Annotated in this window: 19 protein-coding genes and 1 riboswitch; of the genes, 10 read left to right on the top strand and 9 right to left on the bottom strand. The window is 36.3% G+C overall.

The features are described from left to right. Nucleotides 1-80 precede the first annotated feature (80 nt). The 7 genes from phaQ (at nt 81) to MKX37_RS06500 (ending at nt 5552) form a co-directional block, all read left to right on the top strand. Nucleotides 81-533, top strand: a complete 453-nt coding sequence (gene phaQ / locus MKX37_RS06530) for a poly-beta-hydroxybutyrate-responsive repressor (RefSeq protein WP_000903018.1) — start codon at nt 81-83, stop codon at nt 531-533. Nucleotides 534-575: 42 nt separating this feature from the next. Continuing rightward, nucleotides 576-1100, top strand: coding sequence for a polyhydroxyalkanoic acid inclusion protein PhaP (phaP, locus tag MKX37_RS06525; RefSeq protein WP_002011575.1), 525 nt, complete (start codon nt 576-578; stop codon nt 1098-1100). 101 nt (nt 1101-1201) lie between these two features. Continuing rightward, a complete protein-coding gene (locus MKX37_RS06520) occupies nt 1202-1645 on the top strand; it encodes a MaoC family dehydratase (RefSeq protein WP_002186362.1) in 444 nt (147 codons plus the stop codon). 142 nt (nt 1646-1787) lie between these two features. After that, on the top strand, nt 1788-1973 hold the full coding sequence (locus MKX37_RS06515) for an alpha/beta-type small acid-soluble spore protein (RefSeq protein ID WP_000241212.1): 186 nt from the start codon (nt 1788-1790) through the stop codon (nt 1971-1973). A gap of 113 nt (nt 1974-2086) precedes the next feature. Further along, complete coding sequence (locus tag MKX37_RS06510; protein WP_002126145.1) at nt 2087-3406, top strand: TrkH family potassium uptake protein; 1320 nt, start codon at nt 2087-2089, stop codon at nt 3404-3406. Nucleotides 3407-3444: 38 nt separating this feature from the next. After that, a riboswitch (yybP-ykoY riboswitch) is annotated at nt 3445-3617 on the top strand. A 79-nt stretch (nt 3618-3696) separates the two neighbouring features. After that, nucleotides 3697-4491 (top strand): TerC family protein, encoded by a 795-nt coding sequence (locus MKX37_RS06505; RefSeq protein ID WP_002011580.1) that lies wholly within the window; start codon nt 3697-3699, stop codon nt 4489-4491. A gap of 209 nt (nt 4492-4700) precedes the next feature. Continuing rightward, nucleotides 4701-5552, top strand: coding sequence for a formate/nitrite transporter family protein (locus tag MKX37_RS06500; protein WP_002011581.1), 852 nt, complete (start codon nt 4701-4703; stop codon nt 5550-5552). Between the two features lie 27 nt (nt 5553-5579). Here the strand turns inward: MKX37_RS06500 and MKX37_RS06495 are convergent, their stop codons facing one another. From MKX37_RS06495 to MKX37_RS06455, 9 genes are all read right to left on the bottom strand, one after another. Continuing rightward, complete coding sequence (locus MKX37_RS06495; protein WP_078421965.1) at nt 5580-5891, bottom strand: cyclic-phosphate processing receiver domain-containing protein; 312 nt, start codon at nt 5889-5891, stop codon at nt 5580-5582. A gap of 14 nt (nt 5892-5905) precedes the next feature. Then, nucleotides 5906-6628 carry a prepilin peptidase gene (locus MKX37_RS06490; protein ID WP_002086842.1) on the bottom strand — a complete coding sequence of 241 codons (723 nt, stop codon included), beginning with the start codon at nt 6626-6628 and terminating at the stop codon, nt 5906-5908. Nucleotides 6629-6740: 112 nt separating this feature from the next. Beyond that, nucleotides 6741-7451 (bottom strand): LutC/YkgG family protein, encoded by a 711-nt coding sequence (locus tag MKX37_RS06485; RefSeq protein ID WP_002126142.1) that lies wholly within the window; start codon nt 7449-7451, stop codon nt 6741-6743. Beyond that, on the bottom strand, nt 7451-8872 hold the full coding sequence (locus tag MKX37_RS06480; RefSeq protein WP_002011586.1) for a LutB/LldF family L-lactate oxidation iron-sulfur protein: 1422 nt from the start codon (nt 8870-8872) through the stop codon (nt 7451-7453). The genes MKX37_RS06485 and MKX37_RS06480 overlap by 1 nt, the downstream gene beginning before the upstream one ends. A 16-nt stretch (nt 8873-8888) precedes the next feature. Then, nucleotides 8889-9608 (bottom strand): (Fe-S)-binding protein, encoded by a 720-nt coding sequence (locus tag MKX37_RS06475; RefSeq protein ID WP_002011587.1) that lies wholly within the window; start codon nt 9606-9608, stop codon nt 8889-8891. A 168-nt stretch (nt 9609-9776) separates the two neighbouring features. Then, nucleotides 9777-10466 (bottom strand): FadR/GntR family transcriptional regulator, encoded by a 690-nt coding sequence (locus MKX37_RS06470; protein WP_263894884.1) that lies wholly within the window; start codon nt 10464-10466, stop codon nt 9777-9779. 229 nt (nt 10467-10695) lie between these two features. Then, nucleotides 10696-12096, bottom strand: a complete 1401-nt coding sequence (locus MKX37_RS06465) for a sensor histidine kinase (RefSeq protein WP_078421964.1) — start codon at nt 12094-12096, stop codon at nt 10696-10698. A gap of 3 nt (nt 12097-12099) precedes the next feature. Continuing rightward, on the bottom strand, nt 12100-12771 hold the full coding sequence (locus MKX37_RS06460) for a response regulator transcription factor (protein ID WP_002126137.1): 672 nt from the start codon (nt 12769-12771) through the stop codon (nt 12100-12102). Further along, nucleotides 12768-13739, bottom strand: coding sequence for a YncE family protein (locus MKX37_RS06455; RefSeq protein ID WP_078421963.1), 972 nt, complete (start codon nt 13737-13739; stop codon nt 12768-12770). Before MKX37_RS06455 ends, MKX37_RS06460 begins: the two co-directional genes overlap by 4 nt. Before the next feature lie 136 nt (nt 13740-13875). Here MKX37_RS06455 and MKX37_RS06450 point away from each other — a divergent pair, with 136 nt between their 5' ends. The 3 genes from MKX37_RS06450 (at nt 13876) to MKX37_RS06440 (ending at nt 17846) form a co-directional block, all read left to right on the top strand. Continuing rightward, entirely contained in the window at nt 13876-14991 is a 1116-nt protein-coding gene (locus MKX37_RS06450) for a CdaR family transcriptional regulator (RefSeq protein WP_002140915.1), read from the top strand. A gap of 117 nt (nt 14992-15108) precedes the next feature. Further along, nucleotides 15109-16521 carry a glycolate oxidase subunit GlcD gene (gene glcD, locus MKX37_RS06445; protein WP_002168855.1) on the top strand — a complete coding sequence of 471 codons (1413 nt, stop codon included), beginning with the start codon at nt 15109-15111 and terminating at the stop codon, nt 16519-16521. Continuing rightward, nucleotides 16518-17846, top strand: coding sequence for a (Fe-S)-binding protein (locus MKX37_RS06440; RefSeq protein ID WP_002086860.1), 1329 nt, complete (start codon nt 16518-16520; stop codon nt 17844-17846). Before glcD ends, MKX37_RS06440 begins: the two co-directional genes overlap by 4 nt. Nucleotides 17847-17959: the final 113 nt, after the last annotated feature.

Raw genomic sequence — 17959 nt, 5'->3', positions numbered from 1 at the left:
GACATTAAAAACAGATAGGTGTAAATTGCACTTATAAGCAAAAAATTCCATCTAACTGATTCATGAGGTGATGCACAATCATGCTACATAATGAACCAGAACACCCAGAAAGTTTGGAAAAAAACCAAGCGAAACAACCAAACTCCATGCCAAAAAACTTCTTAGTTCCTTTCTTACTTCTCTGTCTAAAAGACTGGAGTCTTCATGGTTACAAACTTATTCAAATGCTAATGGACATCGGCTTTTCTTCTGTTGACCAAGGTAATGTGTATAGGACACTACGCAAATTAGAAAAAGAAAATCTTATTTCTTCTACTTGGGATACAAGCGAAGGCGGGCCAGCGAAACGAATTTATTCTTTAACAGAATATGGAGAGCAATATTTAACAACATGTGCGACTTCTTTTGAACATTATCAAAATATGTTGCGGACGTTTTTCACGTTATACACCAATGCATTCTTTCCATTTTCTACTTCTCCAGAAAAGGATGAAAAGGATTCTTCATCTTCACCTGGTGGTACAGCAGAGTAATCTGCGTTCACAATATGCAAAAAAACATTTGGAGGTCAAACAATGGAAACTAAGCCATACGAATTAGTCGATGCATTTTGGAAAAACTGGTCTCAATCTCTTTCCCTCTTCTCTTCAGCTGGGAAACAATTAGAGCAACTTACTTTAGAAACGTTAAAACAACAACAAGACGCTTTGCATAAATTAACATCAGGAGTAGATGAACTAGAAAAAGAACTACACCAATTCACTGCTCAGTTCAATAACCAATATACAGACTATGTGAAGCAATTAACTGGAAACTCCTTAAATGATCAAATTAACGAGTGGCAAGAAAAGTGGAATGAGCTTTCTAATCAAATGCACCAACTTACTGTTTCGCCTACGAAAACATCTTTGTCTATTCTTACTCAAACTAGCGGCCAATTTGAAGAAACAACAAAACACTTTATCGAACAACAACAGTCGCAACGTGAAGAGGTTCAAAAACAGTTAGAAGTTTTTTTGGGAGAGTTCAAGTCCAAACAACTAGAACTCGCAAAGCAGTTCGAGGAAAACTCAAAAAATCTATTTACTTCCATCAAGTAAGAAAAATGTGGCAACTAACTGCAGCACAAACAAAACTCTTTCTTCCTCCTACTACATCAAGATGGCTTACATTTTTCGATATGGAAAAGAAGGAGGACAAAATGAATCCATTTCAAGAAGCACAAACTGTTCCGGAGCTTCGTTACGATGAGATTCAAGTCGGTGATCAAGCATCACTTACAAAAAAAATTACGGATGAGGACGTTATCAATTTTGCAAAATTGACTGGAGATGTAAATCCTATTCACATTCTAGACTCTTTTGCAAAAACGACAATGTTCAAAGAACGTATTGCCCATGGCATGCTCGTTTCAAGTTTTATTTCTACCATTCTTGGAACGAAACTTCCTGGCAAAAATACGATTTATTTATCACAAAACGTTTCATTCCGTGCTCCTGTCAAAATCGGTGATACAATTCGCGTTGTGGCAGAAGTTATTAAAAAACGGGACGATAAAAAAATTATCACATTGCAAACAAACATATATAATCAATCTGATGATATTGTCGTAGAAGGTACAGCGACAATACTGAAAAAAGAGTAGCAAATTTGCTACTCTTTTTTCTATCCAAGAACTTCTAATCACACCGTTTACTTCCGTGTATGAGTACGTCGTTTACACATAAAATAACATTACCAGATAGCACTTAGCTAAACTGGATTACTCTTTAAGGATGTGTATCAACATGGTGAAAACAAACAAATTACTAGTTCCGGGTGCAGAGCAAGCACTTGAACAATTCAAATATGAAATCGCACAAGAATTCGGTGTAAGCTTAGGATCTAATACAGCATCTCGTTCTAACGGATCAGTTGGTGGTGAAGTAACGAAACGTCTTGTTGCTTTAGCTCAACAACAATTACGCGGATAACTATATAACCTATGGCTTAGAGGCAGATATTCTCTGCCTCTTTCTTTTTTAACATACATAATAGTGCTTCTTCACATACTAGTAAGAGCAAATCGAAAGGAACGATATGTGAAATGAAACGGATTAACATTAGCATGAGTCCTCCCCGTGTTCTTACTGTATCTTTTATTATGCTATCAATTATCGGTACATGCCTATTGAAATTGCCAATTGCTACAACAACGTCTATTTCATGGCTCGATGCTTTATTTACAACGGTTTCTGCTTGTACGGTTACAGGGCTTGGTGTTGTGGACACTGGTAAAGTATTTACCTTATTTGGCCAATGTGTCATTTTAACACTTATACAAGTTGGCGGGCTTGGCATTATGAGCTTTGCTGTTTTAATCGCAATTATGCTCGGCAGAAAAATCGGCCTTCAAAACCGGATTTTATTACAACAAGCATTAAACCAAACAAATGTCGGCGGAATCATTCGTCTTGCAAAAGCATTATTTTTATTTTCTTTTACTGTAGAATGTATCGCTACTTTACTTCTCTCTTTTGAATGGGTACCAAAATACGGGGTTGCCAAAGGTATATATTATAGCTTTTTTCATTCTATCTCAGCCTTTAACAATGCTGGGTTTTCTGTGTGGAGCGATAATTTAATGCCATACTCCCATAGCATTCTCGTCAATCTCGTTATTTCTTCCCTCATTATTTTAGGTGGGATTGGTTTTACGGTTATCGTAGATATAAAAAGAAAGAAAAACTTTAAAAACCTTACTTTGCACTCAAAGCTTATGCTCTCTTCTACTCTAATCGTCAATATTATTGCTACAGCTTTTATCTTTATATTTGAGTTCCATAATTCAATTTCCATGAGAGGTTTTACACCATTTGAAGAAGGTATGGCTGCTTATTTTCAAGCGGTTTCAACACGTACTGCCGGGTTTAATACTGTTGATATCTCTGCATTATCAAAACCTTCACTTTTATTAATGATGCTTCTTATGTTTATTGGTGCTGGCAGTGCTTCAACTGGTGGTGGGATTAAGTTAACGACTTTTTTGATTATGTTTTTCGGCGTATTTAAATTTTTGCAAGAACAAGATGATATTGTCGTGTTTAAAAAATCCATTAAAGATACGCTCATTGTCAAATCATTAACGATTACTATTATTTCAATTTCTTTTATTTTTCTTTCCATTTTAATTTTAAGCATCACTGAGAAGGTTCCTTTATTAATGAGTGCTTTTGAAGTATTTTCAGCATTTGGAACTGTCGGCCTTAGCATGAATTTGACGCCACACTTAACAATCATCGGCAAAACAATTATTATCTTTATGATGTTTTTTGGAAAGATGGGGCCTTTAACATTAGCCTTTTCATTTGCACGTAAAAAACAAAGAAAAATAAAATATCCAAACGAAGATATTTTAACAGGTTGACAACCGTATAAATTATCCATATAATGAGAGTACAATAGCATATCTCCAAAGGGGAGTAGCGTCCAAGAACTATTTCTTGGAAACAAAGTCGTCATTACGTAGAACTTAGTTCTTCCGGCTTTGTTGGCATTTTCATTACATATGTCTAGCAAGACCTTTGCCTATCAACGGCAGAGGTCTTTTTTGTTTTCAAATTCCTTCCACCGTTGATACGCAGGAGTATGGGGAAACTAAACAGTGGGGAACTTCTTCACTTGTTTAGTCTTTATAGAAATGAGAGGAGAATGTACATGGATGTATCATTATTATTGGAGTATGGTTGGGTATTACTCATCCTAATTGCACTAGAGGGGATTTTAGCGGCTGATAACGCTCTCGTTCTCGCAATTATGGTAAAACATTTACCGGAAGAAAAACGAAAGAAAGCACTATTTTATGGATTAGCAGGAGCGTTCGTTTTCCGCTTCGGATCACTATTTATGATTTCGTTCCTAGTAGATGTATGGCAAGTGCAAGCAATTGGTGCGATTTATCTTATGTTTATCGCGGGGAATCACTTATTTAAAACCTATGTTAAAAAGAATACACATGAAGAAACAGAAGAAAAAGAAGCAAAGAAAAAACAAGAGAACTTTTGGTGGACTGTATTTAAAGTCGAAGTTGCTGATATCGCCTTCGCAGTTGATTCAATTTTAGCTGCTGTTGCATTAGCAGTGACTTTACCGAAAACAGGATTAGGTACGATTGGTAGTCTTGATACAGGTCAATTTATCGTTATCTTTACAGGTGGACTTATCGGATTAGTTATAATGCGATTTGCAGCAACTGCTTTCGTACAAATATTAAAACGTAAACCAGGACTTGAAACTGCAGCATTTTTAATTGTAGGTTGGGTTGGTGTGAAATTAACAGTTTATACGCTAGCACACCCTGCTTTAAATGTCCTTCCGCATTCATTCCCAGAATCCACTCCGTGGAAGCTTACATTCTGGATTGTATTAGTTGGAATCGCAGTTTGCGGTTGGTTCTTCTCGAAAGAAGTAGAAGTAAAAGTAGAAAAGAATTTAGACGAAAAAGCGCTGTAATTACAGCGCTTTTTCTTTTTTCTCGTTTCAATTCCCCTCTCTATTTTCAGAAAAAATTCCATTATACTACCTTTTGTAAACGCTTCCCTTCTAGATGTATGTCCTTTTTGTGAAATATTGCACAAACTTATTGAAACTATGAACAAATCCATGTACCTTATTCATATAAGGAGTATTTATAGACGATGTATTAAAGGAGCGTATTACTCATGCTAGAACAAGGATTAGATTACGTTGTAAAACTGGCTAAGAGCAAAAAACAAATGCTAGATATAAATCCAATGCAATATTTCATTCGTGCTGCACTTGCGGGCATTTATATCGGTTTTATTATTGTACTATGTTTTAAATTAGGTAACTTTTTTCATATTGCAGATTCACCAGCAACATATTTAGCTTCCTCCATGTTTTTCGGAATTGCTCTCGTACTTATTATATATGGCGGCGCTGAATTATTTACTGGCAATACGATGTACTTCACAGTGGCAACTTTAAGAAAAGAAACAACGATTTCTGATACACTTCGCAACTGGGTTGCTTGTTATGCAGGTAACTTAGCTGGCGCTTTATTCTTTGCCTTACTATTTTACGCAACTGGAATTTTCGAAGCAATTGATCACAGTCATTTAATGAATAAAGTTGTTGAAGGAAAGATGAATACACCTACAATGCAATTATTCTTTAAAGCGATTTTATGTAACTGGCTCGTATGTCTTGCCTGCTTCTTACCTTCTCAAGTGAAAGGTGACACAGCAAAAATATTAATGATGATGATGCTCGTTTTCACTTTCTTTTTATCTGGTTATGAGCATAGCATTGCAAACTTATCACTGTTTGCTTTATCTTTAGTATCACCACATCCTGAGACAATTTCTTTTGCGGGCGCTATTCATAACTTAATTCCAGTTACAATCGGTAACATTATTGGCGGATCCGTATTTGTCGGTATGGTATATCATTACTTAACAAAGAAAGCACCTGTTGTTGAACAAGAGAAAACTCAATTAGTTGGAGCTCAAACGGAGGAAATTATTCCTTTACAAGCACATATGAAACATTAAAAACTCCAAAGTTTTACTTTGGAGTTTTTAGCTCCCTACATATTTCAAGGCAATATAAGGATTAATTTCCCCGTTTTCCTTCCCTCTCTCTATGCTCTTTTTCATCTGATGCATACCGATGACATCATTTGTATGAAGGTGAATTTCATTAACATATAAACCTTCGTTGCAGAAAGCTTCTACGAAATCTAACCCACTTTTTTGTCGCCATCCCATATTATAATCGAGGGAAATAATATTCACCTCATTATCCCTAACAATTTGCAAGGCAGATTCTACTGTAGTTGCAAAAACATATCTGTATGGGCAACTTCTTTGATCATCCATATATACATTCATTTTCTATCTCCTCTCTATTTTGCATATGTGACCAACACATAACATATTGCTCCAAGGCTAATAAAAGGTCCGAACGGAATTGGAGTTCTTATGTTTATACGTTTTAGCGCTATACCTATCCCGAAAAAACAAAGACTAAAGCAAGATGCTAAAAATAAAGTTATAAAAACCCCTTTCACTCCGACTATACATCCGAGTAACGAAAGTAATTTCACATCACCTCCGCCAAGACCATCTGGATAAATCTTTTGCATGCAATATAACAAAATGAATATAGTTCCACTACCAGCTAAACTATCTATCCAAGTAACTAACGGTACAAAAATACATTCTAAAATAAGCAAAAGCGCAAACCAAATTAAAATACGATTAGGTATTAGCATATATACTAAATCTGTAACTGAAATAATTAGAAGTAACGAAAAAAGCGATAAAATGATGATGAGCTCTCTTTCCATTCCAATTACATATACAGTAAGAAAAAATAAACTGCCTGTAACAAATTCAAATACTATGTACAAACTTGAGATTTTGCTCTTACAATTCGTACAACGCCCTTTTTGTATACAAAATGAAATGATTGGAATAAGTTCTTTCGGCTGTAACGTATACTTGCAGTAATGACAGTACGAACGCGGTGTAATAATAGATTCCCCTACTGGAACTCTCATCGCAATCACCATAAAAAAAGAACCAAACACCATACCTATTAACAATGCATATAAATAAGTGAACATCCCTTCCTCTCCTTTCCAAAAGAACATAACAAAAAAAGGAGAGAACTTCTACTTCATATTATCTTTATTCTATTAAAAAAGCAGGCCGTTTTCCGGCCTGCTTTCCCCTATTTTATACGATGAAATATACTGCTTTTAACGGCCCGTGTACTCCGACAACAAGATTCATTTCAATATCCGCAGAGTTACTTGGTCCTGTAATAAAGTTAATACAAGATGCGACTGCTTCACCTTTTTCCACACGAGAGTTCATATGTTGAACTGCCTGTGTAATACGCGGTACAAGTGTTTCACGTGGAATAATAGCAAAGTATACAGTCGGTAAAAAGTGTAAAGAACGCCCTTGTCCTTTATGACTTTGTACAACAATCGTACCAGATTCAGCTAAAGTATAATCACTAAATGCAATACCGATATTCGCTTTTTCCGCTATACGCATATTCTCTTCTTTTTTCTCAGGATCCCATACATTTACCTCAACATTTTGCTTTGGAAGCTCTTCTTTAAATAAAGAAGTCAATCCATAGGAATCAAAACGTTCATCTGCTGATAATATAATAGGTCCTCCGCCGTTTTCAACGATTACTTTTTGAATATCTTCACGTAAGCGGTCGTTTGTCGTTTCCACAACAGTTGTATGAATGTTTGTACATTGCTTTTTAAATACTTCTAACAATTCTTCTTGTGAATAATCTTTTAACGTTTCTACATTCACATTACTTTTCCATGCTGGACGTTCTACGCCTTCTGTTTTACGCGCGCGCCCAAGTTCTTTTGCGATATTATCTAGAAAGGACTCACGGTTTTGAATTAATCCTGTCATTATTTGTCCCCGCCTTTCTTATGATCTTTATACCAATCACGGAATCGTTCTTTACTTGGAGCTGGGAATTCACGAATATCCGTCCAGTTTTTAAGTGGTCCAACACCTTTTGATACACGGTTACCAGATGTAAATGGACTCATTGCTGCCGGTGCCATTTTCGATCCCATTTTATATAAAGCTGCTGAAGAAGCACCCATACTAAACATTTTCATTGCTAATTTTTCTGCAAGTGGGGCACGACCTTCTTGCTCAACGATGACTTGACGATGTTTTAACAATAAATCATGTAATGGAATTTTTACTGGACAAGCTTCTGTACATGCTCCGCATAAACTAGATGCATAAGGAAGCTCTTTGTAATCGTCATACCCACCTAAAAGTGGTGTTAATACCGCACCGATTGGTCCTGAATAAATAGATCCATACGAATGTCCACCAACGTGACGATATACGGGACATACGTTAACACAAGCGGCACAACGAATACATTGCAATATTGAACGGAATTCCGATCCAAGAATTTGAGAGCGGCCATTATCAACAACGACTAAATGAAACTCTTCTGGTCCATCTACCTCTTCCTCTTGAATTGGTCCTGCTACTGTTACATAACTTGTTAATTTTTGACCTACCGCACTACGACATAGTAAACCAACTAAAACATCTAATTCTTCCATTGTCGGAACCATACGTTCCATACCCATTACTGCAATTTGTGTTTTCGGAATCGACATGACAAGATCGGCATTACCTTCGTTCGTCACTAAACAAAGAGAGCCAGTATTTGCAACAGCGAAGTTACAACCTGTCACACCAATTTCTGCATCCATAAATTTCTCACGAAGTTGTTTACGAACAAACTTTGTCATTTCGTATGGATCATCAGAATTTTCATATCCAAGTTTTTCTTTAAATACATCACGAATTTGCGTTCTGTTTTTATGAAGTGCAGGCGCAATAATATGTGATGGTGGATCGTTATCTACTTGCAAGATATACTCTCCCAAGTCACTCTCTAACACTTCACAACCAATCTCTTCAAGGGCATGATTCATACTAATTTCTTCAGTTACCATTGATTTTGATTTTACAACTTTCTTCGCTTGTTTCTTTTTTGCAACGTCTTGAATATACTTTGCTGCATCCTCTTTCGTTTTCGCAAAGTAAACGTGACCGCCTCTTTTTGATACATTTTCACTTAACTGCATTAAATAATAATCAAGATTTTCTAACGTATGTTGACGAATTTGTTCACCTAGTTCACGCCACTCTTCCCAGTTTCCCAACTCGTCAGCTGCTTTTAATCGATTTGTATATAAACGCGTTTGTGCAGAAGATACCGCTCCGCGCATAAACGAATCTTGAATTCCATCGCCAACGCGATCATTAAATTTTTTCTCACTGATTTTCATAGACATAGCTTATGTTCCCCCTTCATGAGCGACTATTCAAGACCTCAGCAATATGCATTACTTTTACTTCTTTTCCTAAACGCTCAATACGTCCGCCAATGTTTAACAAACACCCACAATCTGCACCGATTAAATAATCAGCACCTGTTTCCATTACACTATCTACTTTTTCATCTACCATTTGCTCAGAAATTGGAGTCATCTTAACTGAAAACGTTCCCCCAAACCCACAACAATTTTGCACGTTCGGCAGTTCTCTCACAATTAATCCTTTTACGCTTGATAATAAAATTCCTGGTGCCTCTTTTACTCCAAGCAGGCGTGTCATATGACAAGATTTATGAATAGTAGCTATCCCTGGTAAACTTGCACCAACATCTGTAACTTTTAAAACATCTACAATAAATTGTGTAAATTCATATGTTTTATCAGCAACCTTTTGTGCACGTTTAGCCCACTTCGGATCATCTTTAAAAACATGCGGATACTCATGAAACATTGTCGCACAAGATCCAGATGGCGTAACAATATATTCTGCATCTTCGAAAGTTTCAATCATATGTTTCATCGCTTCTTTTGCTGCTTCTACATGGCCGCTATTATAAGCAGGCTGACCACAACAAACTTGTGCTTCTGGAAATTCAATTTCACAACCTAAACGCTCCAATACTTCAACTGTTGCTTTACCGACGTTTGTTTCAAACATATCGACTAAACAAGTAACAAATAAAGTAACTTTCATAACTATAATTCCCCCTCATTACAACTCCGCCAAAAATCATATGGTCATCAGATGACTAAGAATAGAAGAAGTAGGCTCAACCATGGCCTATCCTCTCCCTCTTCTAAAGAAAACGCTTACTTAATCTCTCTCTATTTTATCAGAAAATTAGATTTTTAAAAGATTAAATTACGAATTTATATCGCTTTTACCTGTGACAATATGTTCTACATTTGTTAAATGATCTAGCATCGCTTGCTGCGCTAATTCCACATCTTGCTTTAACACCGCATCATATATAGATTGATGCTCTTCTAAAAGTCGTTCTGATGTTGTTTGTTCACCATATAAAATAATGCGTCTTGATTCACCAATCGTTTCAGCAATCATCTCTGAAACATGATTCATGAGCTCAAGCAAGATGTTATTATGCGAAGATTCTGCAATTCCCATATGAAAATGAAAGTCTGCTTTTTCGCCAGCATTCTCATCTCCAATGCTCTTTGCCATTTCATCTAACCACTGCTTCATATTTTGCAAATTAGCTTCCGTACGTTTTGCCGCTGCCGCTCGAACTGCCCCCACTTCGAGCACCTTCCGTACTTCTAATAAATTCAAAATATCCTCTTTCTTCATTAATAACTTGTTATTTAGTGATTTTGTTAATGAAGAAGGATCGAAATTCCTTACATATGTACCTTCTCCTTGTTTCATTTCAATTAAGCCCATTGCTCTTAGCGCACTTAGCGCTTCACGAACAGCAGATCTGCCAACTTGAAACTGCTCAGCTAATTGATGAACAGGAAGTAGTTTGTCACCAGGTTTTAACGTACCATTTTTAATCATTGTTAAAATAGCTTCAGATACTTCTTCGTAAATTTTTTTCGGTTTAATAGATTTGTACTCCAGTTAAATCACCTCAGTATCTTCCAAACAACAATTGTAACGTTTTATAAGAACTTAGCATCCATAACTATTTTAGAACGAATTAGTAAGAAGTACAAATGTTTTGTTCATAAAATAGTCAAATTTTTGATATTTGTTTGATATTAATTAATACATTTACGCGTAACTATTTACCTTCAATATGAAGAGCATATTCCAAAAGTTAGAATATGCTCTCCTCATCTTGTGCTTTTAATTTAATACTAACTGTCGTGCCCTTACCTTTTTCACTTTCTATTCTCCACTCACCGTCATGTATATGAACAATTTGCCTTACAATTGCAAGACCTAAACCTGTTCCACCGTGTTGACGACTTCTCGCTTTATCTACTCGGTAAAAGCGTTCCCCCAGATTTTCTAAATGCTCTCTATCAATACCTATTCCTGTATCTTTTATGTGCAATTCACAATAATCATCGATTTGCTTTAATGTTATTATGATATCCCCGTTTTGATTTGTATAACGTATCGCATTATCTAATACATTATGAAGTACTTGTTGCATACGATCCTCATCAATCATTACAATAATTTCAGGATTTAAATTCGTTGAAATACGAAGGGTTTTTTCTACAAACTGTAACTCGTACGTATTTAGTACATCTTCAATAAGCTGTGAAAAAACGATAGGTTGTTTCTTTAAGGGAAAGTGTTCACCTTCTAGCTGCGCTAGATCTAATAAATCATGAACGAGGCGCTGCATGCGACCTGCTTCTTTATGAATAAGTTGCGTTACTTTTTCCTGCTGCGGCCCCTTCGCTACACCGTCTAAAATAGCTTCACTATATCCTTTAATATAACTAAGCGGTGTTCTAAGTTCATGCGAAACATTAGCTAAAAATTCCTTACGCTTTACATCTTCTGTTTCTAAGGAATTTGCCATTTTATTAAAGGCTTTTCCCAATCGTCCAATTTCATCTTCTGAAGAAATTGTAATCCGCTCTGAGAAATCTCCAGTAGCCAAATGATTTGCAACTCGTTCCATTTGCGAAAGCGGTCTCGTAATGGCGATAATAATTTTTCTACCAATCCATATTGTAATTAAAATCATTGCAAGTGCTAACGGCGCTAAAATAAGACCCATATCAAATATTAAGTCTTTTATACTTTTTAAAGGAATATAAGAGTATACAATACCAACTAATTTTTTATTATCTAAAACAGGGATGACAACACCCATAATATTACGATCAAAATGTTCTTCATACCCTATCTTTGTCACAGTTTTCCCATCTAATAGCGCCTGTCTATCCCCTTCACTTATAAGAGAATGATGGTGAACATCAAAAGGCAAACATGCGCTTAAATCACGCGGATTGTATACGAAAAGGACATCTGAACTAGATATTTGATCATATGCCCTTACTTTCTCTTCAAAAGTGGATACTCCTTCACGTTTATCATATTGCGTGGCAAGACGTTTCCCTTCCATTACTAATGAATCTTTTAAATTATCAACGTATAACTTTTCATATGAGTATAAAGATACAAAATAAAGAAAGGAAACTGTTACACATACTGCACATACTACTGTAAGCCAAAGCTTTTGTACCATCGTAAACATACGTTACACCTCAAATTTATAACCTACACCCCAAACGGTTTGAATGTAGTTTCCACTTTCTCCTAGCTTTAGACGCATCGTTTTCACATGCGTATCTACCGTTCTTGTACTTCCTGCATAATCATATCCCCACACCTTTTCAAGCAATTGTTCCCGGCTAAATACTTGTCCATTATGTTGGCAAAGAAAATATAGTAAATCGAACTCTTTTACCGTAAGAGGAATCGTCTCACCATTCGTCTCGACCCTCCTACTTTTTTCATTAATAAGAATCGGTCCAAATTGAATCTCTTCTTGCTGTTCTTGCTTTGTATATCGTCTTAAAACAGCTTCCATACGAGCAATTAGTTCCCCGGGACTAAATGGCTTTACAATATAATCATCTGCTCCCATACGTAAGCCGTTCACCCTATTCCACTCTTCACCTTTTGCTGTTAAAAATATAATAGGTACATCCGACGTTTTTCGAATCTCTTTACAAACTGAAAGCCCATCCATCTCAGGCATCATAATATCTAGTACAACGAAATCGTAATGATCCGTCTCTAATTTTCGAAGTGCCTCTTTTCCATTTTCAGCTTCTCCCCACTCGTATCCGAAGTTATCTAAGTACATTCCGACAAGTTGCCTCATATCACTTTCGTCATCTACGACTAGCACGTTATATTTACTCATTGTCCTTCCCCTTCTCTCTCTATGAGTTGAAACGGTCCTTTTCCGACTTTAATTGTTTGTTTTATTTTCATATTCTTCATATCCATTACGCATACTTCATCGCTATCATAACTAGCTACATATCCTTCTGCACCGCTTTTCAAAAATGCAAATGGATTAGATCCTACTTCTGCAAATCCTACCTCTTGATACGTACTTGCATCAAACTTTCTAAGCGTATTTGAACCGTGACTTAGCGCATATACATACTTATCATCCTTTGTTATATTCACAGGCATAAACGGAGCATGTAAAGAACGCATCATCTCTCCGCTCTGTAAAGAATACACTAATACTTTCTCATTCACTTGACTTCCATCACCATGTCCACCAATCCATATTTCTTTCCCATCAGCGCTAACCGTTGCTCCTGTTGATGCTGGTGGAATCATAAAGGACTGTATCACTTCTTTTTTCATTGTATCAATGGTCGTTAGTTTCGTATCATAAAAGTTGAGTACAGATAACTGGTTATGATGCTCTACCATCGTTATCGGCCCTTTTCCTGTTGAAACACTCCCTGTCTCTTTTCCTTTTATCGTAAAGAACCTTACCTTTTGTTCATTTTGATCGGCAGCAAATAATTGTGTTCCATCATCTGATGCGATAACATTAGCAATTCCTTTTCCAATCTTATATTTGTCCACTTGTCTTCCTTCTGTTAGTGAATATACATACATATATTCTAATTGCTTACCATAAACAAGTATTTCCTCGCCATTTGGAAGTAGCGTAACCCCCGCAATCGGCTCATTTAATTCCCATGTTGTTAATAGCTTCTTTGTTTTTTTATCAATAAAACTAATACTACCTTCCTTTACATTCGTTGTTATAATAACACTTTTATCTTTAGCAATCGGTGTATACGAACTTCCTTGACACCCTACTAATAGAAATAAAAAACAGAGAAGAAAAACATACTTTCTCAAAAGATTCCCTCCATCTTCAGATGATTTCGTTATAATTGTAAAATAACAAATAAATGTGTGGAAAATGTGAAATCTTCCTTTATTAATAAACTTACATATATAATGTACAACAAATAGAATTTGAGGTGTGTAAATTATGCTTTTTCCTGATTTAGCGAATAAAATTGTACGTGAAGTACGCAGATTAATTACTGAAAACATTATTATTATTAATATACAAGGCGTTATTATCGCAAGTACAGATGCGGAAAGAATCGGTCAATTTCATGAAGGTGCACTCCGCTGTGCGAAACAAAAGAAAACTGTCATTATTACAAAAGACGATGAACGACGACTGCAAGGTGTAAAAGCTGGGATGAACCTTCCTTTACTATTCCATGACGAAGTAATCGGCGTGATTGGAATTACAGGAGAACCTGAAAATATTTCACAATACGGAGAAATATTACGTAAGATGACCGAATTATTAATTCATGAAAACTACTTTTTAGAACAACTAGAACTTGAGCACCGTTCTTATGAAGCATTTGTCTTTGATTGGCTTCAAAATACAGACTGGTCTCCAAGTTTTCTCGATCGTGCAAAAACGCTTGGCATTGATTTATATAAGAAGAAACAACTTATTTTATTATCAATCGCCCAAGATAATACGATGCTCCAGCGTAAAATTTGGCAACATATGCGCAACATTTTAGCAAAAGAAAATTTATTTGTTCGCTGGGGAAATGATCGGTTTATTTTGTTTACAACAATCCAATCCAAAGAGCAAACCTTTCAATTTTTAAAACGGTTAAAACAAGACTGTGAAACTTTATTTTCTATTACTTTATATATCGGGATTGGACAAACAGTTACGCCAAGCAATATGAACTTATCGTACGAACAAGCATTACGCGCCCTTTCAGTATCACTTGAAACGAAAAAAATTGTATTTAATGAAGATTTACGTTTAGAGATGTGCTTACAAGATATTTCTACTGAAACTCGAGAACAGTTTCTAGAGCGTACCATTGAAAACTTAGTATCATCTCCTGAGCTTATGCACACTTTACGTTTATTTATCGATTATAACCAATCTTATAAGCAGACAGCTGAGCAATTACATATACACATTAACACATTGCATTACAGGCTAAAAAAGATTGAAGAACATACAGGACTTGACCCGAAACAATTCAAAGATTTAAATGTTTTATACTTCGCACTCCTCTTATTAGATAATCACACAAAAAATAACGATAAAATAGATTAATCTTTAGATGATTGTACATAGAAAGAATCCTCCAACTTTTTTATCATTATAATGAAAGCACTGTTACAACGTTTTTTATTATGACGAAATACGTTAACAGTTTGAGGGGGATTTCCAATGTTAGAAAAGCAAATTATTGATTCATTCGTATCTATTGTTGGCGAAGATAATGTAGATACATCCAATATGGGGCGTTTAACTTATAGTTATGATGCCACTCCAAACTTCCAAGCGATGCCTGATGCAGTCATCGCTCCTCGTAATACAAATGAAATAGCAGACGTGTTAAAAGTGTGTAACACTCATAAAATCCCAGTATACGTTCGCGGGTCTGGAACAAATCTTTGCGCTGGAACGTGTCCACTTGAAGGTGGTATCGTCCTTATTTTCCGCCATATGAACAATATTTTAGAAATTGACGAAGAGAATTTAACAATTACTGTACAAGCTGGTGTTATTACACTTGATATTATTAAAGCAGTAGAAGAAAAAGCTTTATTTTATCCACCAGATCCAAGCTCTATGAAAATTTCTACAATCGGCGGTAACATTAATGAAAACTCCGGCGGATTACGTGGTTTAAAATATGGCGTAACACGTGATTATGTAATGGGGCTTGAACTTGTCTTACCGAACGGCGATATCATTCGTACTGGCGGTAAATTAGCAAAAGATGTAGCTGGTTATGATTTAACTCGTTTATTTATTGGTTCTGAAGGAACACTTGGTGTTGTTACGGAAGCTATATTAAAACTTGTCCCTATGCCTGAAACGAAGAAAACGATGCTTGCGCTATATGAAGATATTAACGAAGCTGCTCGAGCTGTTTCTGCTATTATTGCAAATAAAATTATTCCGGCGACACTTGAGTTTTTAGACCAACCAACAATTGAAGTTGTAGAAGAATTTGCACAAATCGGTTTACCAACTGACGTTAAAGCAATTTTATTAATTGAACAAGATGGCCCGCCCGAGGTTGTCAATCGCGATATCGAAAAAATGGCTAACGTTTGCCGTGCTATGAATGCGGTCGATGTTCGCGTTGCAAAAGATGAAGCCGAAGCAGATGCGCTTCGTACAGCACGCCGTAGTGCACTATCAGCACTTGCAAGACTAAAACCGACAACAATATTAGAAGATGCAACTGTACCACGTTCACAAATCGCTCCAATGGTTGAAGCAATTAATGCAATTGCAAAGAAATATAATATTCCTATTTGTACTTTTGGTCATGCTGGTGATGGTAATTTGCATCCGACTTGTATGACAGATGCCCGTAATGAAGAAGAAATGCATCGTGCCGAACAAGCTTTTGCTGAAATATTTGCGAAAGCGATTGAGCTTGGTGGTACGATTACTGGTGAACATGGTGTTGGCGCAATGAAAGCTCCGTATTTAGAAATGAAATTAGGTAAAGAAGGTATTGCTGCTATGCAAGGGATTAAACAAGCCTTCGACCCAAACAACATTATGAATCCTGGAAAGATGTTCGCGAAAGACTCTCGTAAAAGAGTGGTGGTTGAGCGATGACCACATTAAATAAAGAAAACATTCAAAAGGAATTTAAAGAACGATTAAGTGAAGATGAACTACTAAACTGTATGCGATGCGGCTTTTGTTTACCAACTTGCCCTACTTACATTCAATCTGGGTATAAAGAATCACATTCCCCACGCGGACGTATCGCCTTAATGAAAGCCGTCGTTGATGGTTTAATTGAGCCGGATGAAGATGTTGAAGATACATTAAATGTTTGCCTTGGCTGCCGCGCTTGTGAACCTGTTTGTCCATCTGGTGTGAATTATGGACATTTATTAGAAGAAGCTCGTGATATTATTAATCAAAATAAAAAGTTCTCCATGCCCGTGAGAGCTGTTCGTAAAGTTGTTTTTGAAGGACTATTCCCGCATCAAAACCGAATGCGAACATTAACAGGACTAATCGGATTTTACCAGCGTTCTGGTTTACAAACGCTAACACATAAAACAGGTATTATGAAGTTATTCCCTGAAACACTTGCAACGATGGACCTCGTTTTGCCAAAAGTCCCTAAAATGAAAGCAATGAAAGATCGTCCTGAATTTTTACCTGCTGAGGTGGCAAAGAAGAAACAAGTTGCATTCTTCACAGGCTGTTTAATGGATACGATGTTTTTAGAAACAAATAACGCAACGATGAAACTTCTTCAGTTAGCTGGTTGTGATATCGTTATTCCGAAAACACAAAGTTGCTGCGGGGCATTACATGGGCATGCTGGTGAAAAGAGTGGAGCAAAAGAATTAGCAAAACGAAATATAGAAGCATTCGAAGATTTAAACATCGACTATATTATTACGAATGCAGGTGGTTGCGGAGCTTACCTCGTAGACTATGATTATCTGTTAAAAGATGATCCAAAATGGGCTGAACGCGCAAAGCAATTTGTTTCTAAAATTAAAGATATTACTGCTATACTAGTAGAACTAGATTTCCATAAACGTAATGACTTACGACTCACGCCGCAAATCATTACGTATCAAGACTCTTGTCATTTACGCAATGTTATGCGAACATCTTCGGAACCTCGTATGTTACTAGAGGCCATTCAAGGCGCAACATACCGCGAAATGAAAGATGCGGACCGTTGCTGTGGTTCTGCTGGTATTTATAATATTGTCCATTCAGAGTTATCAATGGAATTTCTAGATTACAAAATGGACCGTGTACATGAAACAGATGCAGCGACAATTGTTACTGCAAACCCTGGATGTCTATTACAAATGAAACTAGGTATTGAACGTGAAGGTCTTTCTCATAAAATGAGAGGAATTCACATTGTTGATCTATTATTAGAAGCAATTGAAACCAACTCGTAATAACTCGTAACATACGTAATAATAGGAAAACGGCTATCTCCTTCGTCTACGTAAAGAGATAGCCGCTTTTTTGTCCGCTACAACATTAAAAATATGTTACTTTATTATAAAAA

It is taken from the genome of Bacillus sp. FSL R5-0709 (assembly GCF_038004785.1).
Lineage (GTDB): Bacteria > Bacillota > Bacilli > Bacillales > Bacillaceae_G > Bacillus_A > Bacillus_A mycoides.
The sequence above is the reverse complement of the archived record's forward strand: the minus strand, read 5'-3'. Positions and strand labels throughout refer to the sequence as shown.

What these genes read in the sequence shown, in the direction of transcription:
- MKX37_RS06450 (WP_002140915.1), top strand. Translation starts at nt 13,876, where the DNA reads ATGCTTTTTCCTGATTTAGCGAATAAAATTGTACGTGAAGTACGCAGA.
- MKX37_RS06465 (WP_078421964.1), bottom strand. Translation starts at nt 12,096, where the DNA reads ATGTTTACGATGGTACAAAAGCTTTGGCTTACAGTAGTATGTGCAGTA.
- MKX37_RS06495 (WP_078421965.1), bottom strand. Translation starts at nt 5,891, where the DNA reads ATGAATGTATATATGGATGATCAAAGAAGTTGCCCATACAGATATGTT.
- MKX37_RS06440 (WP_002086860.1), top strand. Translation starts at nt 16,518, where the DNA reads ATGACCACATTAAATAAAGAAAACATTCAAAAGGAATTTAAAGAACGA.
- phaQ (WP_000903018.1), top strand. Translation starts at nt 81, where the DNA reads ATGCTACATAATGAACCAGAACACCCAGAAAGTTTGGAAAAAAACCAA.
- MKX37_RS06515 (WP_000241212.1), top strand. Translation starts at nt 1,788, where the DNA reads ATGGTGAAAACAAACAAATTACTAGTTCCGGGTGCAGAGCAAGCACTT.
- MKX37_RS06510 (WP_002126145.1), top strand. Translation starts at nt 2,087, where the DNA reads ATGAAACGGATTAACATTAGCATGAGTCCTCCCCGTGTTCTTACTGTA.
- MKX37_RS06520 (WP_002186362.1), top strand. Translation starts at nt 1,202, where the DNA reads ATGAATCCATTTCAAGAAGCACAAACTGTTCCGGAGCTTCGTTACGAT.
- glcD (WP_002168855.1), top strand. Translation starts at nt 15,109, where the DNA reads ATGTTAGAAAAGCAAATTATTGATTCATTCGTATCTATTGTTGGCGAA.
- MKX37_RS06485 (WP_002126142.1), bottom strand. Translation starts at nt 7,451, where the DNA reads ATGACAGGATTAATTCAAAACCGTGAGTCCTTTCTAGATAATATCGCA.
- MKX37_RS06480 (WP_002011586.1), bottom strand. Translation starts at nt 8,872, where the DNA reads ATGTCTATGAAAATCAGTGAGAAAAAATTTAATGATCGCGTTGGCGAT.
- MKX37_RS06460 (WP_002126137.1), bottom strand. Translation starts at nt 12,771, where the DNA reads ATGAGTAAATATAACGTGCTAGTCGTAGATGACGAAAGTGATATGAGG.
- MKX37_RS06490 (WP_002086842.1), bottom strand. Translation starts at nt 6,628, where the DNA reads ATGTTCACTTATTTATATGCATTGTTAATAGGTATGGTGTTTGGTTCT.
- phaP (WP_002011575.1), top strand. Translation starts at nt 576, where the DNA reads ATGGAAACTAAGCCATACGAATTAGTCGATGCATTTTGGAAAAACTGG.
- MKX37_RS06475 (WP_002011587.1), bottom strand. Translation starts at nt 9,608, where the DNA reads ATGAAAGTTACTTTATTTGTTACTTGTTTAGTCGATATGTTTGAAACA.
- MKX37_RS06500 (WP_002011581.1), top strand. Translation starts at nt 4,701, where the DNA reads ATGCTAGAACAAGGATTAGATTACGTTGTAAAACTGGCTAAGAGCAAA.
- MKX37_RS06505 (WP_002011580.1), top strand. Translation starts at nt 3,697, where the DNA reads ATGGATGTATCATTATTATTGGAGTATGGTTGGGTATTACTCATCCTA.